Source organism: Segnochrobactrum spirostomi (assembly GCF_009600605.1).
Lineage (GTDB): Bacteria > Pseudomonadota > Alphaproteobacteria > Rhizobiales > Segnochrobactraceae > Segnochrobactrum > Segnochrobactrum spirostomi.
Genome location: NZ_VWNA01000001.1, coordinates 265,047 through 291,834, shown reverse-complemented (window position 1 = coordinate 291,834; position 26,788 = coordinate 265,047). Strand labels below are relative to the sequence as shown.

Sequence of the window (26,788 nt, the reverse complement as noted above, 5' to 3'; positions counted from 1 at the left end):
TAATCGTCACCTTCGTCATGAAACTGCCGCGACTTACCGCTTTTGCTCGCGCCAGCCTCGCGTTGGTCCCGCGTCCGGGGCGCCTTTTTCAGGATACCTCGATGGTCGATCGGTCGGTTCGCGTGCGCGCGCGGTTTCCTCTTGCAGCGGCGCTCGGCGTGATGTTGGCCGGATCGATCGGCGTCGGGTCGGCCTTGGCCGATCCCCCGGCGGGATGCTGGGCTCCGGCCGATTATTCCCTCGCGCCGGGCGAGCGCACACCGCGGCGGGCGACCGCCGCCGACCACGTCTCGGTGCCGAATGCCGCTGCGCCCGGCCTGCCGGTGCTGCCGCCTTATGCGGGCGTGGTGCGCCGGGTGAAGCTACCCGACGGGGTGAAGCTCGTCGCACTCACCTTCGATCTCTGCGAGACCGGGGGTCAGGTCGCGGGCTATGATGGCCCGATCTTCGATGCCCTGCGCCGCGCCAATGTGCCGGCGACCTTCTTCGCCGGCGGCAAGTGGCTCGAGACCCATCCGACCCGTGCCAAGCAGATCGCGGCCGATCCCCTGTTTCAGATCGGCAATCATTCCTGGGACCACGCCAACCTGCACATCGACGATCTCGGCAAGGTGCGTCGGGAGATCCTGACGACGGAGACCGCGATCGCCGACGCCAAGGTCGCCGCCGTCGCGCAATGCCCTGCCGCGACGCCGGTGAGCCACGACCGGCTGTTCCGCTTCCCCTACGGCACCTGCTCCCAGGCAGCGCTCGACTCCGCCAACGCGGTCGGCGAGATCGTGATCCAATGGGACGTCGTCTCCGGCGACCCGGCCGATATCGGGGCGGCGGCGATCGTCGCCAACGTGATGCGCCAGGTGAAGCCCGGCTCGATCATCGTCATGCACGCGAACGGCAACGGCAAGCATACCCGGGAGGCGCTGCCGCTCGTCATCGAGAAGCTGCGCGCCGCGGGCTACGGCTTCATGACCGTGAGCGACCTCTTGCACGCCGGCACGCCGGTGACGGTGCCGAGCTGCTACATCGAGCATCCCGGCGACACCGCCGTCTACGACCGCAAGGCGGCCCAGAAGACGAGCGCCGTGAGCCACCCCGGCAACGCGCTCTGACGCGGGGCGCCCTCAGCGGGTCGCCTGCGTGTCCTCCGCCGCGCTGTAGCGATGGAACACCGCGGCGAGCTTGTGGCCGTCGGGGTCGCGGAGATAGGCGGCGTAGAAGGTCGGGGCGTAGTGCGGGCGGAGACCCGGTGAGCCTTCGTCGGCTCCCCCGTGAGACATCCCCACGGCATGGAAGGCGCGCACCTGCGCCGGGCTGTCCGCTTTGAAGGCGAGCATCGTGCCGTTTCCTGCCGTGGCCGGCTTCTCGTCGAACGGCCGGCAGAGCCAGAAGCCGAAGCCGGTGTCGTAATCCTGGCCCCAGCCGGCCCAGCCGTCGCTCCAGTCCGGCAGCCGGGCGTGGCCGAGGGCCGCCATCACCGCGTCGTAGAAGGCGATGGCGCGCGGCAGGTCGTCGGTTCCGAGGGTCGTGTAGAGCAGCATCGATCTCGCTCCGAGCGGGCGCCGCGGGGTGGCACGACGGTGCGGAATTCCCGATGGAAGCCGCAATCGCCGGGCCAAAGGATAGGCCGGCGCTCGGACGTGTGAAAAGGGGAGCCGGTGGCGGTGCGGCTCACGAGCACGACCGCCCGCTCCAATTGCGGTTGTGGCGGGCGAGGTCCATGTGCAGGTGGTCCTGGTGGTAGCCGTCGCCATCGGGGCCGATCACGGTCTTGAACACCCGGCAGCCGCCGTTGTGGACGGTGCGCAGGAACCATTGCTCCCGCGGGGTGCCGCCGCGCCAATCCTTGAGGATGGTGATGCGCCGACCGTCGGCGAGCACGAAGCCCGCGATGTCGATCGCGTTGCCGAACGAATGCTCGGAATATTTGCCGGCGCGGGAGCCGTCGCGGCCGCGGCAGGAATAGCCGCCCATGGAGATCAGCTTCACGACGGGTATCCCGAACGCCTGGAGCGAGGCCGGCTGGACGATGCGGGCCATCCAGATGTCGAGGGCCGGGATCATCGCGCAATCGAGGGTGACCGGCTCGTTGAGCGGCACGTAGCCGCCCTGCACGGCGCTGACCCGGAACGGATAATCCATGCCGCAGGCGGCCGGTCCGTTGATCGGCGCCATCCACTTGACGAACGACGACGTCTTGACCGCGCCCGAGGCGACGCAGCGCCGCTCGACCTCTCCGCGCCACGCCGCGCGCTGCGGGCGGGCGAGAAAGCTCGTGGCGCAGCCGGCGACGAGCGCCGCGCCCGCGAGAATCACGCCGAGAGTGAGAAGCGTTCGCCGTCGCATGGGGAAAGAGTGCCGGCGGCGGCCCAATTTCGCGTTAACGCGACGCAGCCGGACCATTTCGTGGGTCTCAGGTTGAGCCATGCGATTGCGGTGCACAACGCCGGCGGTCGGCCCGCTTGCAAAAGGTGCCGAAATCGGCCAAGAGCATTAATACATAATGTTGATTGACTTTGTGCGCTGCACGCGCGCTTTTCCGGTATCGGCGAGCCCTGTTCGGCTTTAAGATTTCCGGCAGATTTGAGGCGGAGGGAACCCCATGACGATGACGAAGAGCCTCAACGTTGTCCTCGTCACGGTGGCGTTCGCGTTTCTGGCTGCCATCGTGCTGGGCGTGCTGTGATCTGATCCGTGTCGGCGGCGCTCCGGCGCATCCCGATCCGGTCGACCCCTTTCCAAAACGACGAACGGCGGACCGATCGCTCGGTCCGCCGTTTTCGTTTCGGCTTCGAAAGGGAGCGGGCGACCTCGGCGGTCGCCTCATCTCAGACGTCGGTCAGGCAGCAACCTTGACCGTCGCGTCGGGGTAGCTGAGTTGCTCGCGGGCGCGCCAATCGGTCGTCACATAATTGATGATGAGCGACTTGCGCACGCCCTGGATCGGGCGGGGCTCGAAGCCGTGCCAGCTATGGTCGGACGGCACGAAGATCATCGCCTTGTTGGGCCCGAACGGCGAACGGCCGACCCACGTCTCCTTGTTGGCGTAGATGTCGGTCCCGAGCTCCGCATGGTTCGGGTCGTCGGAGAGGTAGATCAGCAGGGTGAAGCGCTTCACGCCGATGTCGGTGTGCGGCTGCAGCCAGAAGCCGTCGGTATCCTGGGCATATTCGATGCGCAGATAGGTTCCGTCGAGGTCGCTGCCGGTGATGCGGGCGATCTCGCTCACCATGCCGGTGTCCTGGAAGGCGGCGGCCACCGCCTCGCAGACCGGGAACCGCTTGCGGTTGTCGACATCGAAGTAGACGCGCGTCGCGTTGTGAGCCTCACGGGTCCCCGACACGCCGTCGAGCGACGGGGCCGGGAAGGGCATACGCTGCAGATCGGCGATGTCGTCCGCGGGGAGGGCTGCGTCGAGGAGCCAATGTCGGTAGGGCGTCCCGCGCTGATCGCCGCCGGTGAGTGCTGCGAGAAACCGCTCTTTCACCGCAGCGGCACCGGGAGCGTCGAGAACTGTGCTCATGTTCCATCTTTCCTGTCGGCATCCGCCGGAACTCTGGCCGATCCCGCTCGCCCGCGGCGTTGTCCTCGGGCGGGTGACCGTCGGCGGCAGGGCTCCGCGGTGCGCGGTCCGCGAGCGCTTGCGATCGGGAGCCGGACAAACTCCAAATCTTGAAAACCATTCGCAACAAACGGCATAGGACAAGGCGTGCCGCCTGTCGAGCCCGCTTGCTGTCCAACGGCGGGCAATCCATGACATCCGGGTGATGAATACGCCGTCTTGCCCACAGCAAATTCGCCTGCAATGTCTTGTCAATGTTCCGTTGTCTGCACACTTGGTGGCAGAACGGAGACGAGCGCTGTGAATTGTGGGGCTCGATCTCGACCGCCGTAGGTTGCGCGGGCGCGCCCGCAGGCCTTATCGGGCGCGTCGCTCCGGCGCGTCGAGACGAGCGAACGCGTTGAGAGCAGCGAGCCGGCCGGCGAGAGGGATCGCGCAGGCGTCCGCCGCCCGTCCGTCCGGGGTCCGTGCACCCCGGCTGCACCGAGGACATCATGACCGAACCGCTTCACGCCAAGATGCTGATCATCGGGTCCGGACCCGCGGGCTATACGGCCGCGATCTACGGCGCCCGCGCGATGCTCGAGCCCGTCATCGTGGCCGGCATCCAGCCCGGCGGACAGCTCACCATCACCACGGACGTCGAGAACTATCCGGGCTTCGTCGATGCCGTGCAGGGCCCGTGGCTCGTCGAGCAGATGCGCCAGCAGGCCGAGCACGTCGGCACGCGGATGATCTACGACCATATCGTCTCGGTCGACATCTCGCGCCGGCCGTTCCGCCTGACCGGCGACACCGGCCGCGTCTACACTTGCGACGCGCTGGTCATCGCGACCGGCGCCCAGGCGCGCTGGCTCGACCTGCCGTCGGAGCAGAAGTTCCGCGGCTTCGGCGTTTCGGCCTGCGCCACCTGCGATGGCTTCTTCTATCGTGGCAAGGAAGTGCTGGTGATCGGCGGCGGCAACACCGCGGTCGAGGAGGCGCTGTACCTCACCCACCACGCGTCCAAGGTGACGATCGTGCACCGGCGCGACACCTTCCGGGCCGAGCAGATCCTCCAGCGCCGCCTGTTCGACCACCCGAAGATCGAGGTGATCTGGAATACGGTGCTCGACGAGGTGGTGGGCGGCGGCGAACCTGCGGTCGTCAACGGTGTCCGGCTCAAAAATATCGTGACGGGAGAACTCAGCGAGCGCACGGTCGATGGCGTTTTTGTCGCGATCGGCCATCAACCTGCCTCGGATCTGTTCGAGGAAACGCTCCGGATGAAGCCGGGCGGCTATATCTGGACGGCGCCCGATTCGACCGCGACCAGCGTTCCGGGCGTGTTCGCCGCCGGCGACGTCACCGACGACGTGTTCCGTCAGGCCGTCACGGCCGCTGGGATGGGGTGCATGGCCGCGCTCGAGGTCGAGCGCTTCCTCGCGCACGCCGAAGTGCCGGCGGACGTCGAGGCGGCTTGAGATAAAAGGCCGAGGTCCGTGACCGCTGCGGGCTTCGGACAAGAATGCTCCTTCAGACTGGCTCGGCCGTAGGATCGGCCGGGCGGGCGACGAAGGGCGACACGCGGAACGAGGGGCGAAAACGAGCCGATGGACTGGGACAAGCTCAGGATTTTTCATGCCGCGGCACAGGCGGGCAGCTTCACCCATGCCGGCGACATGCTGAACATGAGCCAGTCGGCGGTGAGTCGTCAGGTCAGCGCCCTCGAGCAGGAACTCGGCATTCCCCTGTTCCATCGCCACGCCCGCGGCCTGTTGCTGACTGAGCAGGGCGATCTCCTGTTCCGCACCGCCCGCGACGTGATGATGAAGCTCGACGCCGTCCAGGCGCGGCTCGCGGACTCCCGCGAGAAGCCGTCGGGCGTGCTGCGCGTGACAACCACCGTCGGCCTCGGCACCACGTGGCTCACCTCGCGGATCAACGAGTTCCTCGAAATCTATCCGGACGTCGAACTGCAGGTGATCCTCGACGACACCGAACTCGACCTCTCGATGCGGCAGGCCGACGTGGCGATCCGCCTGCGCCAGCCGGTGCAGCCGGACCTCATCCAGCGTCGGCTGTTCACGGTGCACTTCCATCTCTACGCGTCGCCCGCCTATCTGCGCCGCTTCGGCAGCCCGTCGAGCGTCGCCGAGCTCGATCAGCACCGGCTCATCACCTTCGGCGAGCAGGGCGCGAGCTACTTGCGGGAAATGAACTGGGCCGAGACCGCCGGCCGCGCCGCCGATCAGTCGCGGCGCCCGACGCTGAAGATCAACAGCGTGGTGGCGATCAAGCAGGCGGTCCAGCGGGGCATCGGCATCGGGCTTCTGCCCGACTACATCATCGAGCCGGATTCCGGGCTGGTGCAGCTCATTCCCGAGGCGGAACTGCCCGAATACAACACCTATTTCGTCTATCCGGCCGAGCTCAAGAGCACCGCCCGGGTGCGCGCCTTCCGCGACTTCATCGTCGCCAAGGCGGAGGAGTGGACGCACTGAGGAACGCGCCGCCGGGACCGCTGGGCTTCGGCACGGTTCCTGCTACAGTTCCAAGGTTGTGTCCTTCCTCACATTCCGTGGAACATGAGCGGTTTCATCCTCGACTGGTTCAATCTCGCCGCGCGTTGGGCCCATCTCGTCGTCGGTATCGGCTGGATCGGGACGTCGTTCTACTTCATCGCCCTCGATCTCGAGCTGAAGAAGCGCGAGCGCATGAATCCGGGCGTGTACGGCACCGCCTGGCTGGTTCACGGCGGCGGCTTCTACCACGTCGAGAAATATATGGTGGCGCCGAGCGAGCTGCCGCCGGATATCGTCTGGTACAAGTGGGAAGCCTACCTGACCTGGGTGACCGGCTTCTCACTGCTCATTCTGCAATATTATTTCAATGCTCGGCTCTTCCTGATCGACCCGAATATCCTCGAGATGGCTCCGTCGGAAGCGGTGCTGATCTCGGTCTTGTCGCTCGGTGCCGGCTGGCTCATCTATGACCGGCTGTGCAAGTCGCCGCTGGTCGAGCGTCCGGCGCTGCTTGCCGTCTCGGTGTTCGCGCTGATCCTCGGTGCGGCTTATCTCTACACCCATGTCTATTCGCCGCGCGGCGCCTTCATCCATGTCGGCGCCTTCATCGGCACCATCATGGCGGTCAACGTGTTCGGGGTGATCATCCCGAACCAGCGCAAGATCGTCGCCTCGCTGATCGCCGGGGAAAAGCCCGACCCGGCGCTCGGCCGCGCCGGCAAGCAGCGCTCGCTACACAACAATTATCTGACGCTGCCGGTGCTTCTGATGATGGTGAGCAACCATTATCCGATGCTAACCGGCCACCCGAAGGGCTGGCTCGTCGTCGGCCTCGTCGTGGTCACAGGCGGCGCGGTGCGCCATTTCCTCAACCGCCACGACGCTCATGACCCGTTCGAGAAATATTCCTGGACGTTGCCCGTGGCCGCCGTCGCGTTCGGGCTGATGGTGTGGATGACGTGGCCGAAGCCCGTCCCGACGACCGGCGCGACGGTGAGTGACGCGCAAGTGATGGCGCTCGTGAACAAGCACTGCACCATGTGCCACGCTGCCCATCCGACCCATCAGGGCATCGATGCGCCGCCGAAGGGCCTCGTCTTCGACGACGTCGCCGCGCTCAAGCGGTACGGTGCGCAGATCGAGGCCCAGGCCGTGCAGGCGCAGGTCATGCCGCTCGGTAACGAGACCGGCATGACGGAGGCCGAACGCCGCGAACTCGGCGCCTGGATCGACGCCCATCGCTGACGGCCGGCCGATCCGTCCCGAGACTTCCGTTCTGACAAAAATGTCCGCTTGAAGGGGAGGGGAAGGCGTGACCGCACGCACCATGTCCGACATCAACGCGCTCGCGACCGAGGCCTTCGTCGCGGCCTTCGGCGACGTCGCCGAGCATTCGCCCTGGGTCGCCGAGGCCGCCGCGGCGGCGCGGCCGTTCGCCTCGCGGGAGGCGATGATCGCCGCGTTCGAGGCCGCGATCCTTTCAGCCGATCCCGACCGCCAACTCGCCCTCATCCGCGCCCATCCGGACCTCGCGGGACGGGCCGCCATCGCAGGTGAGATCGCGGCCGAGTCGCGGCGGGAGCAGGCCGGGATAGGTCTCGACCGCCTCACGCCGGAGGAGTTCGCCCGCTTCACCGCCCTCAACGATCGCTATCGCGAGACCTTCGGATTTCCGTTCATTCTCGCGGTGAAGAATGCAACCAAAAATATCATATTGACGTCCTTCGAGGCTCGACTCGGAAACAATAGCAAGACCGAGCGAGAGACAGCCCTGGCTCAAATTGCGCGCATCGTGCGCTTTCGCATCGAAGACCGCGTCGCTTGAGGATAAATCTTCGACCGTTGGGTGCGGATAATACCTTTTCGCGCGGTCGGCGCACGGCTGGCTTGTGCGAGGCTTGCGTTTCAGTCATATGACGAAAATATGATTGTTTGTGCACGCGAAAGTGGTCACTCTATCCTCGATTCGAGATAAGCGGCGCGTGATGCTGCGTGTCTCCGTGCCTGTTGGTGGCGCGCGGACGGGGGTGGAAGTTGGCAGGCTCGGCATGGATGAGCGCGCGGTCCGCGCGTCTTTACGCAGGCGCTGCCGCGCTTTCGCTCGCCCTGCAGGGCGCGGCGATGGTCTCCGCCCGTGCGGCTTCCGTCGTGGTCACGGATCAGGCAGCCTTCGAGGCGGCCGTCCAAGCGGGGATCGACTCCGGACAGCCCGACACCATCACCGCCCAGGGCGGTGGTACGTTCGTTGCGAGTCCCGACTGGACATTGCCGGGGAGCGCGACGTCCCTCAACCTGACGTTCAACACCTCGCCGTTCGACATCGGGACGGCGAGCGGCGACGCGACCCTCACGCTGCAGTCCGGTTCGGTGCTGACGGTCAATACCACGTCGGGGACGAGCGCCGGCCGGCTGGAGATCGGTAACGGCGGAATCGGCACGCTGAACATTTCCGGCGGCACCCTTCAGGTGAACCTCGCCGACACCAGCACCGCTCCCGGAACCTCGATCGGCCGGATCTGGGTCGGCGGCGGGGCCACCAACACGACCGGTGGCGACGGCACGATCAATATGACCGGCGGCGAGTTGCTCTACGTCGCCAATGCCGGAAGCCTGAACTACGGCGGCCTGGCCATCGGCCGCGGCACGAACGTCACGGGCAATTTCAATCAGACCGGTGGCATGGTGCGCTTCAGCAGCGCCGGCTCCCTTGATCTCGGCACCCAGGGCGGCACCGGAACCTATGCCCTTTCCGGCGACGCCGTTTTCGATTCCAGCTCGGGCGGGATGACCGCCTATATCGGCTCCCGCACGTCCGGCTCCGGGGGATCGGGCACCGCGTCAAGCGGGACGCTGACGATCTCGGACAACGCCCAGTTCTCGATGACGACGGGCAGCTTCGCCGGCGGACAGCTTTATGTCGGCGACTCCAAGGGGACCGGCACCATCACCCAGGATGGTGCGGCTTCCACGGTGACGCTCGCGCTCCAGAATCCGATCCGGTTCGGCAGCGACGTCAGCAATTACGGCACGGGCGGCACCGGCACCTACAATCTCTCCGCCGGCACGCTTTCGGTCCAGAATGTGGGCGGTTCGGCCCAGATCATCTTCGGCGCAGCATCGGGCGGCACCGGGACGTTCAACGTCTCGGGCGGTTCGGCGAACGTCGCCACCACGCTCATCCTCGCCAGCGTGTCCGGCTCCACCGGTACGGTCAACCTCACGGGGGGAACGCTTACCCTGTCAGGCTCAAGCTATATTAGCTTCGGCTCCGGCACGGGCACATTCAATCTGAGCGGTGGCACGCTCTCCGTCGGTGGCGCGAACGGCATTCGCGGAACGGGCACGTTCAATTTCGGTGGCGGCACGCTTCTCGCCTCGTCCGCTCTCACGACGTCCAACGCGATGACGTTGCAGAGCGCCACGACCGCGACCATCAACACCAACAATTTTTCCACGACGCTGTCGGGAGTCCTTTCAGGATCGGGCGCGCTGTCCAAGACCGGCGCCGGCACGCTGACATTGTCGGGCGCCAACACCTATTCGGGCGGCACGACCCTGGCGCAGGACACGCTCGTCGTCGGCACGAACTCCGCCCTCGGCAGCGGCGTGCTGACGTTCACGGGCAGTTCGACGCTGTCGTTTTCGAGCAGCTTGAGCGTCGCCAACGCCTTGGTGATCAACAGCGGGGTCACGGCGACGCTCAGCCAGGCGACGGGATCGACCACGCTGAGTGGAGGGATATCGGGCTCCGGCGCGCTCACCAAGAGCGGTGCCGGAACCGTAGTTCTGACCGGCGCTGGCAGTTACGGCGGATCGACCACGATCTCGGGCGGCACTTTGACCGCGGGCGCGGCCGGTGCGTTGCCCACCGGGACGGCCGTGAGCGTCGCCTCCGGCGCCACGCTCAACATCACCGCGAACCAGACCATTTCCGCGCTGACGGGCGCTGGTAACGTCACCACCAACACCAGCAACCTGACCGTCAACAGCGCCACCGATACGACGTTCTCGGGCACGATCACCAACACCGGTTTCGGCTGGAATTCTTCGTACGGCACCTTCACGAAGGCTGGCAGCGGAACGCTGACGCTGTCGAACGCCACCATTGCCGGGGGCGAGAGCTACCTCCAGGGCGGCGCGATCGCGGTCACCTCCGGCACCAGCGCGGTCGATTATCTCGCGGTCGGCACGGGAACCGGCGGCAACGCCTCGCTCATCGTATCCGGCGGCACGCTCAATATCGGCACCGCCCTCCAGGTCGGCGATTGGGGCGGCACCGGCGTCGTCAATCAAACGGGTGGCATCGTGAACATCGCCGCGACGTGCGGCGATCTCAGCCATTGCGCCTCCCTGAACATCGGCAACCAGGCTGGCACCGGCACCTACAACATCTCTGCGGGCACGCTTAATCTCGTCGGCGGCCTCAACGACCTCGGCCGGAACACGGGATCGCGCGCGGCGAGCGCCGGGACCCTCAATATCAGCGGCACCGGCACGGTGGTGGTCCAGACGGATGCCAACGGCCCCGCCAGCCTCGTGCTCGGCAACCGCGAGACGGGCGCCGCCAACCAGGGCACCGGCACGATCATCCAGACCGGCGGGACGCTGACGATCTCGCAGAGCTCCCATTTGTATCTGTCGGCCTACGGAAGCGGCCGCTACGATCTGTCCGGCGGCACGCTGCAGGTCGGCGGAACCGGCGGTCTGATGCCGAACTACACGGGCGGCAGCGGCTCTTATGCGTTCAATCTGGGGGGCGGCACGATCCAGGTGATCGGCGCGGCGCTGACCACGTCCGTCGCCGCCACGCTCGTCTCCGGCACCACCTCGACCATCGACACCAACGGCCTCGGCGCCACTTTTTCGGGCGTGCTGTCCGGCAGCGGTAGCCTCCTCAAGATCGGGGCGGGGACGCTCACGCTGTCCGGTGCGAACACGTATTCCGGGGGGACGACGGTCTCGGCCGGAACGTTGCAGGTCGCGTCGGATGGCAACCTCGGCTCCGGGGCGCTGACGCTCTCCGGCAGCACTCTTGCGACGACGGCCTCGTTCACCTCGACGCGCGGCGTGTCGCTCGCGGCCGACAGCACCATTTCGACGGCGAGCAGCACGACGCTCACGCTGAGCGGCGTCGTTTCGGGCGCGAGTGCCCTCACGAAGGCGGGCGCCGGAACGCTCGCCCTTTCGGGGGCGAACACCTATTCGGGCGGGACGACGATCTCGGCCGGCACGCTCCAGATCGGCGCGGGGTCGACCTCGGGAAGCATCGTCGGCGATGTGACCGACGCCGGCACCCTCGCGTTCAACCGATCCGACACGGTCACCTTCGCCGGCATCGTCTCCGGCACCGGCGCGCTGACGCAGGCCGGCAGCGGTAGGCTGATCCTCACCGGCGCGAACACCTATTCGGGCGGGACGACGATCTCGGCCGGCACGCTTCAAATCGGTGCCGGTGGCACGGTCGGCAGCATTTTGGGCAACGTGACCGACAACGGCACGCTCGCCTTCAACCGCTCCGATACGGTCACCGTCGGTACCGTCATCTCCGGCACCGGCGTGTTGACGCAGGCCGGCAGCGGTACGCTGGTCCTCACCGGCGCGAACACCTATTCGGGCGGCACAACGATTTCGTCGGGAACGTTGCAGATCGGGGCCGGCGGCACGTCGGGCAGCATCACGGGCAACGTCGCAAACAACGCCGCGCTCGTCTTCAACCGGACCGACGCGGTTACCTTTGCCGGCGCGATCTCTGGCACTGGATCATTGACCCAGGCCGGCACCGGAACGCTCACGCTAAGCGGCTCGAACACGTTCACGGGTGCGATGAACGTCACCGCCGGCACGCTGACCGCCGGATCGACGGGCGCGCTCTCGACCAGCACCGCGCTCACCGTTGAGACCGGCGCGACGTTCAATCTGAACGCCGCACAGCTGATCGTCGGCTCGCTCGCCGGCGCGGGCGCCGTCACGACCGGCACGAATGCCCTCGTCGTCGGCGCCAACAATGCGGATACGGCGTTCTCCGGCACCATCACGAATAGCGGCGTAGCTTACGATGGTGCGGCCCACGGCACCTTCTCGAAGGCCGGCTCTGGAACGCTGACCCTCGATGGCGCCACCATCCAGGGCGGGGAGGCGTTTGTCTTCGGAGGCTCCATCGCCGTCACCAGCGGTACGACCTCGGTCGATTATCTCGCCCTCGGAGAGGGCGTCGTATCAGCGGGCGTCCCGTATACCGGCACGCTCGCCGTCTCCGGCGGCACCATCAACGTCGGCATCGGCGCTCAAGTCGGCGATTTCGGCGGGACCGGGACGGTCAACCAGACCGGCGGCACGGTCAACATCTCAGCGACTTGCGGAAGCACCAGCGATTGCGCCTCCCTGAACATCGGCAACCAAGGTGGTAACGGGACCTATAACATCAGCGGTGGGACGCTCAATCTCGCGGGGGGTACCAATAATGTGGGCCGCAATTCTGGTGGGAACGCGGCTGGCACCGGCACGCTCAACATTAGCGGCACGGGTACGGTCATCGTTTCGACCGACGCGAATAGAACCTCGAACCTCATCCTGGGGACCCGCGACAATCCTACCGGTGCCAAGGCCTCGGGCACCATCGTGCAGACCGCGGGTACTCTCACCATATCCCAAGGCTCCACTCTGTATCTCTCGGCCTACGGGAACGGTCGTTACGATCTCACCGGTGGTTTGCTGCAGGTAGGGGGTAGTGGAGGCGCGAGCGGGCTCAAGGCGAATTATGCTGGTAGTGGCACGTACCTTTTTAATCTTGGAGGCGGCACGATCCAGGTGATCGGCGCTGCGCTTGGTACATCGGTCGCTGCCACGCTGGTTTCCGCCACCACCTCGACGATCGACACCAATGGGCTGGGTGCGACGCTGTCGGGAATCCTCTCCGGCTCGGGCTCGCTTTTGAAGACCGGAGCCGGCACGCTCACCTTATCGGGGGCGAACACCTTCACCGGCGGCATCACCGTGTCTGCGGGCGCCCTTTCGGTGTCGAGCGAAGCCAATATGGGCGACGCATCCGGCGCAGTGAGCCTCGCCGGAACCACGCTGGCGAGCACCGGCTCGTTCACCTCCACCCGCACGATCCATCTCGGATCCGACGGCGGCACGTTCAATACCGGCAGTGGCACCACGCTCACGTTGACGGGCACGCTGGACGGTGCGGGCGCCCTGACCAAGACCGGTGCGGGCACCCTGGCGCTCTCGGGCACCAATTCCTACACCGGTGCCACCACGGTCTCCGCCGGCACCCTGCAGATCGCGACGACGAACTTCTCCGCGGATATCCTCGACAACGCCACCGTCGCCATTTCCCAGACGACGGACGGCACCTATGCCGGTGTGATCTCCGGCACCGGCGCGCTGACCAAGCTTGGCTCCGGCAAGGTCACCCTCACCGGCACCAACACTTATTCCGGCGGCACCACCATCTCGGCCGGAACGCTGCAGATCGGGAACGGCGGCTCGGCGGGCAGCATCACCGGAAACATTGCCGACAATGCGAACCTGACCTTCAACCGCTCGGACAACGTCACCTACAGCGGCACCATCTCGGGGACCGGCACCCTGACGCAGGCGGGCAGCGGCACGCTCATCCTGTCGGGCACCAACACCTATTCCGGCGGCACCACCATTTCCTCTGGCACCGTGGAGATCGCGGCCAATGCCGGACTTGGCAGCGGGGCACTGACCCTCGGCGGTGGCACCCTCTCCACCACCGAGACGTTCACGTCCAGCCGAAATGTGAGCCTGTCCAGCAACTCCAGCATTTCCGTCGCCACCGGCACGACGCTGACGCTCAGCGGTATTGTTTCCAGCACCGGCGGCCTCACGGTGAACGGGGCCGGCACCCTTATTCTCTCGGGCACCAACACCTATAGCGGCGACACCACCATCTCCGCCGGAACCCTGCAGATCGGCGCCGGCAGCACCACCGGCGTCGTCGCGGGCGATATCGCCAATAACAGCGCACTGGTGTTCAACCGGTCCAACGCCATCACCTATTCCGGCGTCATCTCGGGCACCGGCTCGGTGACGCAAGCGGGCTCGGGCACACTCACCCTTTCGGGGACGAACACGTTCAGCGGCGGCCTGACCGTCTCGGCGGGCACGTTGTCCGTGGCAAGTGACGGCAACCTCGGCGCTGCCGCAGGTGAGGTCACGCTCTCCGGCGGCGGCATCCTTTCGGCAAGTGCGGACTTCTCCAGTGGCCGCACATTCCATCTCGGCACGGGCGGCGGCACGATCAACGCCGCCACGGCGACCACCTCGACATTGACAGGGACGGTGGATGGCACCGGCGGTCTGACGAAGGCTGGGAGCGGCACCCTCATCCTGTCCGGCACGATGTCCTATACCGGAGGGACAACCGTCTCCGTCGGCACGCTCCAGATCAACGCGACGAGTTTCTCGTCGGACATCGTGAACAATGCCACGGTCATCTTCAACTCGAACCTCAATTACGCCGGTGCGATCTCCGGAACCGGCACGGTCACGAAGACCGGCACGGACACGCTCGTCCTGAGCGGCACCAACACCTATTCAGGCATCACCACCATCTCCGCCGGCATCCTGCAGGTCGCCAGCGATACGGCCCTGGGCAGCGGGACATTGACCCTGGGTGGTGGCACCCTGTCCACCACCGGCACGTTCACTTACAGCCCGAATGTTTCCCTTACCGGCAGTTCCGCTGTTTCCGTCGCCACCGGCACGACGCTGACGCTCGGCGGCGTGATCTCCGGGAGCGGCTCGCTGACGCAGGCGGGGACGGGAACGCTCATTCTGTCGGGGACGAACACCTATACCGGCGGCACCACGGTTTCCGCGGGGACGCTTGAGGTGTCGGCCGATACGAACCTCGGCGGCACGGGCACTCTCACGCTGTCCGGCGGGACGCTGGCGACGACGGCGGACATGACGTCGGCGCGGTCGGTGGTGCTGAGTTCGGCGGGCACGTTCACGCCTGCGCTGGGCACGACGCTGACGCTGTCGGGCGTGGTTTCGGGCAGTGGCGGCAGCCTGACCAAGGCGGGCGCGGGGACCCTCGTCCTCTCCGGCACCAACACCTATAGCGGCGGGACGACGGTCTCGGCCGGTACGCTGCAGATCGCTTCGGCCGCCAATCTCGGCTCGGGAGCTCTCACGCTCGCCGGCGGCACGCTCGCCAATACGCAGTCGGTGACCTATTCGGGTGGGGTGTCGCTGTCGGCGAACAGCGTGGTGAACCCATCCTCCGGCCGGGTGCTGACCCTTGCCGGCACCGTCTCCGGCACCGGCAGCCTGACCATGGCGGGCGAGGGGACGCTGGTCCTCACCCAGAACAACACCTATTCCGGGGGCACGATCCTCTCGGGCGGCCTCCTGCAGATTTCGGACGATGCCAATCTGGGCGGCAGCACGGGCGGCCTGACCCTCGCCGGCGGTGCACTGGCTGTCATCGCGGACATCACCTCCGCCCGCACGGTCTCGGTGACCGGCAGCAGCGCGATCAACGTCGATCCGGCCCGCACTCTGACCCTGACCGGCGACCTTTCGGGCAGCGGCACCTATGCCAAGACCGGCGACGGCACGCTGATCCTGGCGGGTGCGGACACCCACACCGGCGGCACCAGCATCTCCGGCGGCACGCTGCAGGTGGGCAACGGCGGCACCTCCGGCAGCCTCGCCGGGGATGTGAGCGTGGACACGGCGCTCGCGTTCAACCGCTCGGATTCCGTGACCTTTGCGGGCGTGATCTCCGGCCAGGGCTCCCTGACGCAGGCGGGCACCGGCACGCTCATCCTCACGGGCACCAACACCTATACGGGCGGCACGACCATCTCCGCCGGCACGCTGCAGATCGGCAGCGGCGGCACCACCGGGGCGATCGCCGGCGACGTGGCCGATAGCGGCGCCCTGGTCTTCAACCGCACCGATGACGTGACCTTCGACGGCACGATCTCCGGCACGGGCTCGGTCACGCAGGCCGGCACCGGCACCCTGACGCTCACCGCCGACAACAGCTATGCGGGCGGCACGATCATTTCCGCCGGTACGCTGCAGGTCGCCTCGGACGCCAAGCTCGGCGACGCATCGGGCGGCCTGAGCCTTTCCGGCGGCGGCACCCTGGTCGCCTCCGACACCTTCACCTCGAACCGCGCCATCGCCCTCACCGGCACCGGCGCCTTCGCGCCCGTCGGCATCGCGACCCTGACCCTCAACGGCATCATCTCGGGCGCGGGCGCGCTCACGATGTCCGGTGACGGCACGCTGGTTCTGGGTGGCGCGAACACCTATGCGGGCGATACCACGATCGCCGCCGGCACCCTTCAGGTGGCGTCCGACAGCGCGCTGGGCGGCGCCTCCAGCGCCCTCGTCCTGTCCGGCGGCACGCTGCAGACCACGGCCGACATCACGTCCACCCGGGGCGTGACGTTGACCGGGACCGGCACCTTTGCTCCGGACAGCGGCACCACCCTGACCCTGTCCGGCATCGTCTCCGGCGCCGGCGCGCTGCTGCAGGCGGGCGCGGGCACGCTGGTGCTCGCCGACGCCAACACCTATTCGGGCGGCACCAGCGTCCAGGCCGGCACCTTGCAGATCCACGCGGATGGCGCGCTGGGTGACACGTCCAAATCGCTCTCCCTGTCGGGCGGCGCGCTGGCGACCACGGCGTCGTTCACCTCCGATCGCGCGATCAACATTGGCCCCGGCGGGGGCACCATCGCGGCGTCCAGCGGCACCACCCTGACCCTTGGCGGCGTGGTATCGGGCAATCTCGGTGCGCTGACCAAGGGCGGCGCGGGCACTTTGGTGCTGACCGGCACCAACACCTATCAGAACGGCACCACCATCTCCGCCGGCACCTTGCAGATCGGCGCCGGGGGCACGACGGGCTCGATCACCGGCAATGTGGTGGACAATGGCACGCTCGCGTTCAACCGCTCCGACGCCGTCACCTTTGCGGGCGTGATCTCCGGCACGGGCTCGGTGACGCAGGCGGGTTCCGGGACGCTCGTCCTGTCCGGCACCAACACCTATACCGGCGGCACCACGATCTCGGGCGGGACGCTGCAGATCGCGTCCGACGCCAACCTCGGCGACATCTCCGGCGGGCTCAGTTTCTCCGGCGGCACGCTGTCCACGACAGCCGATGTGACCTCCGCGCGCGCCGTCGGCCTGACCGGCAGCGGCACGCTCGTGTCGGCCTCGCTCAAGGCTCTGACGCTGAGCGGCGTCATCTCCGGCACCGGACGTCTGACGGTGTCCGGCGCGGGGCGTACCACCCTCAGCGGCACCAACACCTATAGTGGTGGCACCACGGTTTCGGGCACGACCCTGTCGATTTCGTCCGACGCCAACCTCGGCGATGCTGCCGGTGGCCTGTCGTTGGTCGGTGGGATGCTCAATACCGGTAACAGTACGGTTACGTCCGGCCGAGCGGTGTCGCTGTCGGGCAGCAATACGATCTCCACGACCGGGGCCGGCACGCTGACCCTGAACGGCGTCGTGTCGGGAACCGGCTCGTTGAGCAAGGGCGGCGCCGGCGCGCTCGTTCTGTCGGGCACCAACACCTACAGCGGCGGTACCACGATCAAGTCGGGCACGCTCAGGGTCTCGTCCGACGCCAATTTGGGCGATACGACGGGTGGCCTCGTGATGGCCGGCGGCACGCTGTCGACCACGGCGTCTTTCACCTCGAGCCGGGGCATCGACTTCACCAACATCGGCACGTTCCAGACCGCGACCAACACGGTGCTGACGTTGACGGGCGCGATCACCGGGCTCGGTCCGATCAATAAGACGGGGGCGGGCACGCTCGTCCTCGCCGGCACCAACACCGAGAACGACGGCGGCGCCACGATTTCGGCGGGCACGCTGCAGATCGGTGCCGGCGGCACCTCGGGCGTGCTTATGGGGGATGTGAGCAACAACGCGTCCCTGGTGTTCAACCGGTCCGACACCGCGACCTTCGGGTATTCGATCGACGGTTCGGGTTCGGTCACCCAGGCCGGTACCGGCACGCTGGCTCTCACATTTGCCGGCAACACCTATAGCGGGGGCACCGTCGTCACCGCCGGCACGCTGCAGGTTGCCGCGGACGGGGCGTTGGGCGATGCGTCCGGCGGCCTCGCGCTGTCCGGCGGCACGCTCGCCACCACGACCTCGTTCGGGTCGAACCGGGCCGTGACCCTCACCGGCGCGGGCACCTTCGCCCCCTCCACCGGCACCACGCTGACTTTGAGCGGCGTCGTCTCCGGCACGGGTGCGCTGACGCAGAGCGGCACGGGGACGCTGATCCTGTCTGGGACGAACACCTATACCGGCGGCACCACGGTTTCCGCGGGGACGCTTGAGGTGTCGGCCGATACGAACCTTGGCGGTACGGGCGCGCTGACCCTTTCGGGCGGCACGCTGGCGACGACGGCGGACATGACGTCCGCGCGGTCGGTGGTGCTGAGTTCGGCGGGCACGCTCTCGCCCGCCGCAGGCACGATTCTGACCGTCTCGGGCGTGGTTTCGGGCAGTGGCGGCAGCCTGACCAAGGCGGGTGCGGGGACCCTCGTCCTCTCCGGCACCAACACCTATAGCGGCGGGACGACGGTCTCGGCCGGTACGCTGCAGATCGCTTCGGCCGCCAATCTCGGCTCGGGAGCTCTCACGCTCGCCGGCGGCACGCTCGCCAATACGCAGTCGGTGACCTATTCGGGTGGGGTGTCGCTGTCGGCGAACAGCGCGGTGAACCCATCCTCAGGCCGGGTGCTGACCCTTGCCGGCACCGTCTCCGGCACCGGCAGCCTGACCATGTCGGGCGAGGGGACGCTGGTTCTCACCCAGAACAACACCTATTCCGGGGGCACGATCCTCTCGGGCGGCCTCCTGCAGATTTCGGACGATGCCAATCTGGGCGGCAGCACCGGCGGCCTGACCCTCGCCGGCGGTGTACTGGCCGTCATCGCGGACATCACCTCCGCCCGCACGGTCTCGGTGACCGGCAGCAGCGCGATCAACGTCGATCCGGCCCGCACTCTGACCCTGACCGGCGACCTTTCGGGCAGCGGCACCTATGCCAAGACCGGCGACGGCACGCTGATCCTGGCGGGTGCGGACACCCACACCGGCGGCACCAGCATCTCCGGCGGCACGCTGCAGGTGGGCAACGGCGGCACCTCCGGCAGCCTCGCCGGGGATGTGAGCGTGGACACGGCGCTCGCGTTCAACCGCTCGGATTCCGTGACCTTTGCGGGCGTGATCTCCGGCCAGGGCTCCCTGACGCAGGCGGGCACCGGCACGCTCATCCTCACGGGCACCAACACCTATACGGGCGGCACGACCATCTCCGCCGGCACGCTGCAGATCGGCAGCGGCGGCACCACCGGGGCGATCGCCGGCGACGTGGCCGATAGCGGCGCCCTGGTCTTCAACCGCACCGATGACGTGACCTTCGACGGCACGATCTCCGGCACGGGCTCGGTCACGCAGGCCGGCACCGGCACCCTGACGCTCACCGCCGACAACAGCTATGCGGGCGGCACGATCATTTCCGCCGGTACGCTGCAGGTCGCCTCGGACGCCAAGCTCGGCGACGCATCGGGCGGCCTGAGCCTTTCCGGCGGCGGCACCCTGGTCGCCTCCGACACCTTCACCTCGAACCGCGCCATCGCCCTCACCGGCACCGGCGCCTTCGCGCCCGTCGGCATCGCGACCCTGACCCTCAACGGCATCATCTCGGGCGCGGGCGCGCTCACGATGTCCGGTGACGGCACGCTGGTTCTGGGTGGCGCGAACACCTATGCGGGCGATACCACGATCGCCGCCGGCACCCTTCAGGTGGCGTCCGACAGCGCGCTGGGCGGCGCCTCCAGCGCCCTCGTCCTGTCCGGCGGCACGCTGCAGACCACGGCCGACATCACGTCCACCCGGGGCGTGACGTTGACCGGGACCGGCACCTTTGCTCCGGACAGCGGCACCACCCTGACCCTGTCCGGCATCGTCTCCGGCGCCGGCGCGCTGCTGCAGGCGGGCGCGGGCACGCTGGTGCTCGCCGACGCCAACACCTATTCGGGCGGCACCAGCGTCCAGGCCGGCACCTTGCAGATCCACGCGGATGGCGCGCTGGGTGACACGTCCAAATCGCTCTCCCTGTCGGGCGGCGCGCTGGCGACCACGGCGTCGTTCACCTCCGATCGCGCGATCAACATTGGCCCCGGCGGGGGCACCATCGCGGCGTCCAGCGGCACCACCCTGACCCTTGGCGGCGTGGTATCGGGCAATCTCGGTGCGCTGACCAAGGGCGGCGCGGGCACTTTGGTGCTGACCGGCACCAACACCTATCAGAACGGCACCACCATCTCCGCCGGCACCTTGCAGATCGGCGCCGGGGGCACGACGGGCTCGATCACCGGCAATGTGGTGGACAATGGCACGCTCGCGTTCAACCGCTCCGACGCCGTCACCTTTGCGGGCGTGATCTCCGGCACGGGCTCGGTGACGCAGGCGGGTTCCGGGACGCTCGTCCTGTCCGGCACCAACACCTATACCGGCGGCACGACGATCTCGGGCGGGACGCTGCAGGTCGCGGCGGACGCGAACCTCGGCGGCACGGGCTCGCTGGCGCTCTCCGGCGGCACGCTTTCGACGACGGGCACGTTCGCGTCGAGCCGCGCGGTCTCTCTCACCGGTTCCGGCACCGTCTCGACGGCGTCGGCGACGACCTTGACGTTGAGCGGGATCGTCTCCGGATCGGGCGGGCTGACGAAGGCCGGCTCCGGCGCGCTCGTCCTCACCGGCACCAACACCTACACGGGCGGCACGACCATCTCGGGCGGCACGCTGCAGGTGTCGGCGGACGCCAACCTCGGCGGGGCGGGCTCGCTGACATTCAACGGCGGTACGCTTTCGACGACGGCGTCGTTGACGTCGAGCCGCGCGGTCTCGCTGACCGGGGCCGGCACCGTCTCGACGGCGTCGTCGACGACGCTGACCCTGAGCGGCGTGGTCTCGGGTGGTGGGGCGCTGACGAAGGCGGGCTCGGGCACGCTCGTTCTGTCGGGCACGAACACGTACACCGGCGGCACGACGGTCTCGGGCGGCATGCTGCAGGTGTCGGCGGACGCCAATCTCGGCGCGTCGAACGGAGGCGTGGCGCTCGCCGACGGTATCTTGGCCGCGACCGAGTCGTTCACGTCGAACCGGTCGGTGTCGCTGACGGGCACCGGCACGGCGTCTGCGGCGGCGAGCAAGACGCTGACGCTCGGTGGCGTGATCTCGGGCAGCGGCGCCTTGAGGGCGGCTGGCGGCGGGACGGTCGTTCTGACCGGCGCGAACACCTATTCCGGCGGCACCGTGATCGCCGGCGCGACGCTTCAGGTCGGCTCGGACAGCAATCTCGGCGCCGCCGACGGCGGGATCAGGTTCAACGGCGGCAAGTTGGCGACGACGGCGACCTTCACGTCGAACCGGGACATCTCGATCGATGGTTCCACCTATTTCGTGCCGGCCGACGGGACCGTTCTGACGCTCGCCGGAGCCATAGCCGATGGGGTGGGCGGCAGCGTCTACATGACCGGCGCCGGCACGTTGGTGCTGAGCGGCGACAACACGTACGGCGGTACGACCTTCATTTCCGACGGGACGCTGCAGATCGGCGCCGGCGGAACGTCAGGCAGCATCGCGGGCGCGGTGAACAACAATGCCGCGCTCGTCTTCAACCGTTCGGATTCGCTGACCTTCGAGTACGTGATCTCCGGCAGCGGTTCGCTGACCCAGGCGGGCACCGGGACGCTGATCCTCACCGCGGACAACACCTATGCGGGCGGAACGGCGATCACGGCGGGGACGCTGCAGATCGGCGACGGGGGGGCGACAGGGTCGATCGCGGGCGACGTAACCAACGACGGTGCCCTGGTCTTCAATCGCACGGACGACGTGACGTTCTCCGGCGCGATCTCCGGCGGCGGATCGCTGACCCAGAACGGATCGGGCACGCTGATCCTCTCCGGCGACAGCAGCTATACGGGCGGGACGACGATTGCGGCGGGCACGCTGCAAGTCGGCGACGGCGACACGACGGGCACCATCGTCGGCGATGTGACCGACAACGGTGCGCTCGTCTTCAACCGCTCCGACGACACCGCATTCTCCGGTGTGATCTCCGGCAGCGGGTCGCTGACCCAGGCGGGCGCCGGCACGCTGATCCTGACCGGTTCCAACACGTACACGGGCGGGACGACGATCACGGCCGGGACGCTGCAGATCGGCGGGGGCGGCACGACGGGCTCGATCGGCGGCAACGTGACCAACGATGCGGCGCTCGCGTTCAACCGCTCCGATGCCGTCACCTTTGCGGGCGTGATCTCCGGCACCGGCGCGGTGACCCAGGCCGGCACGGGCACGCTCACCCTCTCCGGGGTCAACACGTACACGGGCGGCACGACGATCTCGGGCGGCACGCTGCAGGTCGCGGCGGACGCCAACCTCGGCGGCACGGGCGGGCTGGCGCTCTCCGGCGGCACGCTTTCGACGACGGGCACGTTCGCGTCGAGCCGCGCGGTCTCTCTCACCGGTTCCGGCACCGTCTCGACGGCGTCGGCGACGACCTTGACGCTGAGCGGGATCGTCTCCGGGTCGGGCGGGCTGACGAAGGCGGGCTCCGGCACGCTCGTGCTCTCCGGCACCAACACGTACACGGGCGGCACGGCGATCTCGGGCGGCACGCTGCAGGTGGCGGCGGACGCCAACCTCGGCGGGGCGGGCTCGCTGACATTCAACGGCGGCACGCTTTCGACGACGGCGTCGTTGACGTCGAGCCGCGCGGTCTCGCTGACCGGGGCCGGCACCGTCTCGACGGCGTCGTCGACGACGCTGACCCTGAGCGGTGTGGTCTCGGGCTCCGGGTCCCTGACCAAGACGGATACGGGCACGCTCGTTCTGTCGGGCACGAACACGTACACCGGCGGCACGACCATCTCGGCGGGCACGTTGCAGGTGTCGGCGGACGCCAATCTCGGCGGGGCGGGCGGCCTAACGCTGGCGAATGGGACGGTCCTCGCGACGACGGCGTCGTTCACGTCGAACCGGTCGGTGTCGCTGGCGGGGACGGATACCGTCTCGACGGCGGACGGCACGACGCTGACTTTGAGCGGCGTGATCTCCAACACCGGGTCCCTGACCAAGACGGGCACGGGCACGCTCATCCTGTCAGGCACGAACACGTACGCGGGCGGCACGACGCTTTCGGCGGGCACGCTCCAAATCGCCGCGGATGCCAATCTGGGCGATACGACCACGGGTCTGACGCTGGCGGGCGGGACGCTTTCGACCACCGCATCGTTGACGACGAACCGGGCGGTGACGCTTTCTGCGGACAGCGCGGTCGCGGCCGCCTCGAGCACGAGCCTGACGCTCGCGGGCGTGATCTCCGGCTCGGGCGCGCTGACGGCCTCGGGCGCCGGCACGCTGATCCTGACCGGTTCCAGCACGTACACGGGCGGCACGACGATCACGGCCGGGACGCTGCAGATCGGCGCCGGGGGCACGACGGGCACGATCGTCGGCAACGTGACCGACGATGCGGCGCTCGCGTTCAACCGCTCCGATGCCGTCACCTTTGCGGGCGTGATCTCGGGGACGGGCTCGGTGACCCAGGCCGGTGCCGGCACGCTGACGCTTTCGGGCACGAACACGTATACGGGCGGCACGGCGGTCTCGGCCGGCACGCTGCAGGTGTCGGGCAGCATTGCGGGCTCGGCGTCGGTGGCGAGCGGGGCGACGCTCGGGGGCGGGGGCTCGATCGGGGGCTCGGTGACGCTGGCAAGCGGGTCGACGCTGTCGCCTGGCACGTCTGGCACGGCGGCGACCTTGTCGATCGGCGGGGCGCTGACGGTCGGGTCGGGGGCGACGCTCGCCTATGATCTGGCGCAGCCGAATGCGCCGTCGAGCGGGCTCAACGACCGCATCGCGGTGACCGGCGACCTGACCCTGTCGGGCGGGCTCGTCACGGTGAACGGCGGCGGCACGTTCCAAGCCGGCAGCTACCGGCTGATCGACTACGGTGGAAGCCTGACGGTGACGGGCTCGGGTCTGACTCTGTCGGGGGTCCCGGCGTCGCTGTCGTCGAGCGTGATCCAGACGGCGGTTGCGGGTCAGGTGAACCTGATCGCGATCGTCGACGGGGTGTCGACGCAATGGTGGAACGGTGGGGGGACCGCGGGCAGCGGGACGATCACGGGCGGTTCGGGCACGTGGAACGGTTCGGCGGCGAACTGGACGAACGTGGACGGCACGGTGGCGTCGTCGTGGATCGCGGGCGGCCTCGGGATCTTCACGGGGACGGCGGGGACGGTCGACGTCGGCAGTGCGGTGAGCGCGAGCGGGCTGCAGTTCGCGGTCTCGGGCTATTCAGTGAACGGGACGGGCCCGTTGACGCTGGTGACGCAGGCGGGCGGCGGGGGACCTTATGTCCAGGTCGATACCGGGACGGCGACGCTCGGGGTCGCCATCGCCGGCAGCGCCGGGCTGACCAAGACCGGAGCAGGGACCCTCGTCCTCTCGGGCACCAACACCTACACCGGCGGCACGACGATCACGGCCGGCACGCTGCAGGTGTCGGCGGACGCCAATCTCGGTGATGCGTCGGGCAGCCTCGCCTTGGCGAACGGGACGGTTCTTGCGACGACGGCGTCGTTCACGTCGAACCGGTCGGTGACGCTGACGGGCACGGACACCGTCTCGACGGCGGACGGCACGACGCTGACTTTGAGCGGCGTGATCTCCAACAGCGGGTCCCTCACCAAGACGGGTGCGGGCACGCTCGTCCTGTCGGGCACCAACACGTACGCGGGCGGCACGACGCTTTCGGCGGGCACGCTCCAAATCGCCGCGGATGCCAATCTGGGCGACACCTCCACCGGCGTCACGCTGTCGGGCGGGACGCTTTCGACCACCGCATCATTCACCTCGAACCGGGCGGTAACGCTTTCTGCGGATAGCGCGGTCGCCGCCGCCTCGAGCACGAGCCTGACGCTCGCGGGCGTGATCTCCGGCTCGGGCGCGCTGACGGCCTCGGGCGCCGGCACGCTGATCCTGACCGGTTCCAACACGTACACGGGCGGGACGACGATCTCGGCCGGGACGCTGCAGATCGGTGACGGCGGGACGACGGGCTCGATCGGCGGCGACGTGACCGACGATGCGGCGCTCGCGTTCAACCGCTCGGATTCAGTGACCTTTGCGGGCGTGATCTCCGGCACGGGCTCGGTGACGCAGGCGGGTTCCGGGACGCTCGTCCTGTCCGGCACCAACACCTATACCGGCGGCACGACGATCTCGGGCGGGACGCTGCAGGTCGCGGCGGACGCGAACCTCGGCGGCACGGGCTCGCTGGCGCTCTCCGGCGGCACGCTTTCGACGACGGGCACGTTCGCGTCGAGCCGCGCGGTCTCTCTCACCGGCAGCGGCACCGTCTCGACGGCGTCGGCGACGACCTTGACGTTGAGCGGGATCGTCTCCGGATCGGGCGGGCTGACGAAGGCCGGCTCCGGCGCGCTCGTCCTCACCGGCACCAACACCTACACGGGCGGCACGACCATCTCGGGCGGCACGCTGCAGGTGTCGGCGGACGCCAACCTCGGCGGGGCGGGCTCGCTGACATTCAACGGCGGTACGCTTTCGACGACGGCGTCGTTGACGTCGAGCCGCGCGGTCTCGCTGACCGGGGCCGGCACCGTCTCGACGGCGTCGTCGACGACGCTGACCCTGAGCGGCGTGGTCTCGGGTGGTGGGGCGCTGACGAAGGCGGGCTCGGGCACGCTCGTTCTGTCGGGCACGAACACGTACACCGGCGGCACGACGGTCTCGGGCGGCATGCTGCAGGTGTCGGCGGACGCCAATCTCGGCGCGTCGAACGGAGGCGTGGCGCTCGCCGACGGTATCTTGGCCGCGACCGAGTCGTTCACGTCGAACCGGTCGGTGTCGCTGACGGGCACCGGCACGGCGTCTGCGGCGGCGAGCAAGACGCTGACGCTCGGTGGCGTGATCTCGGGCAGCGGCGCCTTGAGGGCGGCTGGCGGCGGGACGGTCGTTCTGACCGGCGCGAACACCTATTCCGGCGGCACCGTGATCGCCGGCGCGACGCTTCAGGTCGGCTCGGACAGCAATCTCGGCGCCGCCGACGGCGGGATCAGGTTCAACGGCGGCAAGTTGGCGACGACGGCGACCTTCACGTCGAACCGGGACATCTCGATCGATGGTTCCACCTATTTCGTGCCGGCCGACGGGACCGTTCTGACGCTCGCCGGAGCCATAGCCGATGGGGTGGGCGGCAGCGTCTACATGACCGGCGCCGGCACGTTGGTGCTGAGCGGCGACAACACGTACGGCGGTACGACCTTCATTTCCGACGGGACGCTGCAGATCGGCGCCGGCGGAACGTCAGGCAGCATCGCGGGCGCGGTGAACAACAATGCCGCGCTCGTCTTCAACCGTTCGGATTCGCTGACCTTCGAGTACGTGATCTCCGGCAGCGGTTCGCTGACCCAGGCGGGCACCGGCACGCTGATCCTCACCGCGGACAACACCTATGCGGGCGGAACGGCGATCACGGCGGGGACGCTGCAGATCGGCGACGGGGGGCGTCAGGGTCGATCGCGGGCGACGTAACCAACGACGGTGCCCTGGTCTTCAATCGCACGGACGACGTGACGTTCTCCGGCGCGATCTC

9 protein-coding genes are annotated in these 26,788 nt (G+C 68.2%); 6 read left to right on the top strand and 3 right to left on the bottom strand.

The window, feature by feature from the left end:
- The first annotated feature begins 101 nt into the window (after positions 1-101).
- Entirely contained in the window at positions 102-1,109 is a 1,008-nt protein-coding gene (locus F0357_RS01285) for a polysaccharide deacetylase family protein (RefSeq protein WP_208948158.1), read from the top strand.
- A 12-nt stretch (positions 1,110-1,121) separates the two neighbouring features.
- Here F0357_RS01285 and F0357_RS01280 read toward each other — a convergent pair whose 3' ends face one another.
- From F0357_RS01280 to F0357_RS01270, 3 genes are all read right to left on the bottom strand, one after another.
- Entirely contained in the window at positions 1,122-1,538 is a 417-nt protein-coding gene (locus F0357_RS01280) for a VOC family protein (protein ID WP_153477868.1), read from the bottom strand.
- Positions 1,539-1,668: 130 nt separating this feature from the next.
- Positions 1,669-2,343 carry an extensin-like domain-containing protein gene (locus F0357_RS01275; protein ID WP_208948157.1) on the bottom strand — a complete coding sequence of 225 codons (675 nt, stop codon included), beginning with the start codon at positions 2,341-2,343 and terminating at the stop codon, positions 1,669-1,671.
- 493 nt (positions 2,344-2,836) lie between these two features.
- Entirely contained in the window at positions 2,837-3,520 is a 684-nt protein-coding gene (locus F0357_RS01270) for a 2OG-Fe(II) oxygenase (RefSeq protein ID WP_153477864.1), read from the bottom strand.
- 533 nt (positions 3,521-4,053) lie between these two features.
- Between F0357_RS01270 and trxB the strand changes: the two genes are divergently transcribed.
- The 5 genes from trxB to F0357_RS01245 all read left to right on the top strand — a co-directional run bounded on the left by trxB (position 4,054) and on the right by F0357_RS01245 (position 26,727).
- Positions 4,054-5,022, top strand: a complete 969-nt coding sequence (gene trxB / locus F0357_RS01265) for a thioredoxin-disulfide reductase (RefSeq protein ID WP_153477862.1) — start codon at positions 4,054-4,056, stop codon at positions 5,020-5,022.
- Positions 5,023-5,151: 129 nt separating this feature from the next.
- On the top strand, positions 5,152-6,042 hold the full coding sequence (locus F0357_RS01260; protein WP_153477860.1) for a LysR family transcriptional regulator: 891 nt from the start codon (positions 5,152-5,154) through the stop codon (positions 6,040-6,042).
- An 84-nt stretch (positions 6,043-6,126) separates the two neighbouring features.
- Positions 6,127-7,308: a urate hydroxylase PuuD gene (locus F0357_RS01255; RefSeq protein WP_153477857.1), complete on the top strand. Its 1,182-nt coding sequence runs from the start codon at positions 6,127-6,129 to the stop codon at positions 7,306-7,308.
- A gap of 67 nt (positions 7,309-7,375) precedes the next feature.
- Positions 7,376-7,888, top strand: a complete 513-nt coding sequence (gene uraD / locus F0357_RS01250) for a 2-oxo-4-hydroxy-4-carboxy-5-ureidoimidazoline decarboxylase (RefSeq protein WP_312861403.1) — start codon at positions 7,376-7,378, stop codon at positions 7,886-7,888.
- 227 nt (positions 7,889-8,115) lie between these two features.
- The gene (locus F0357_RS01245; RefSeq protein ID WP_153477855.1) at positions 8,116-26,727 is read left to right on the top strand and encodes a beta strand repeat-containing protein; all 18,612 of its coding nucleotides are present in this window, start codon (positions 8,116-8,118) and stop codon (positions 26,725-26,727) included.
- Positions 26,728-26,788: the final 61 nt, after the last annotated feature.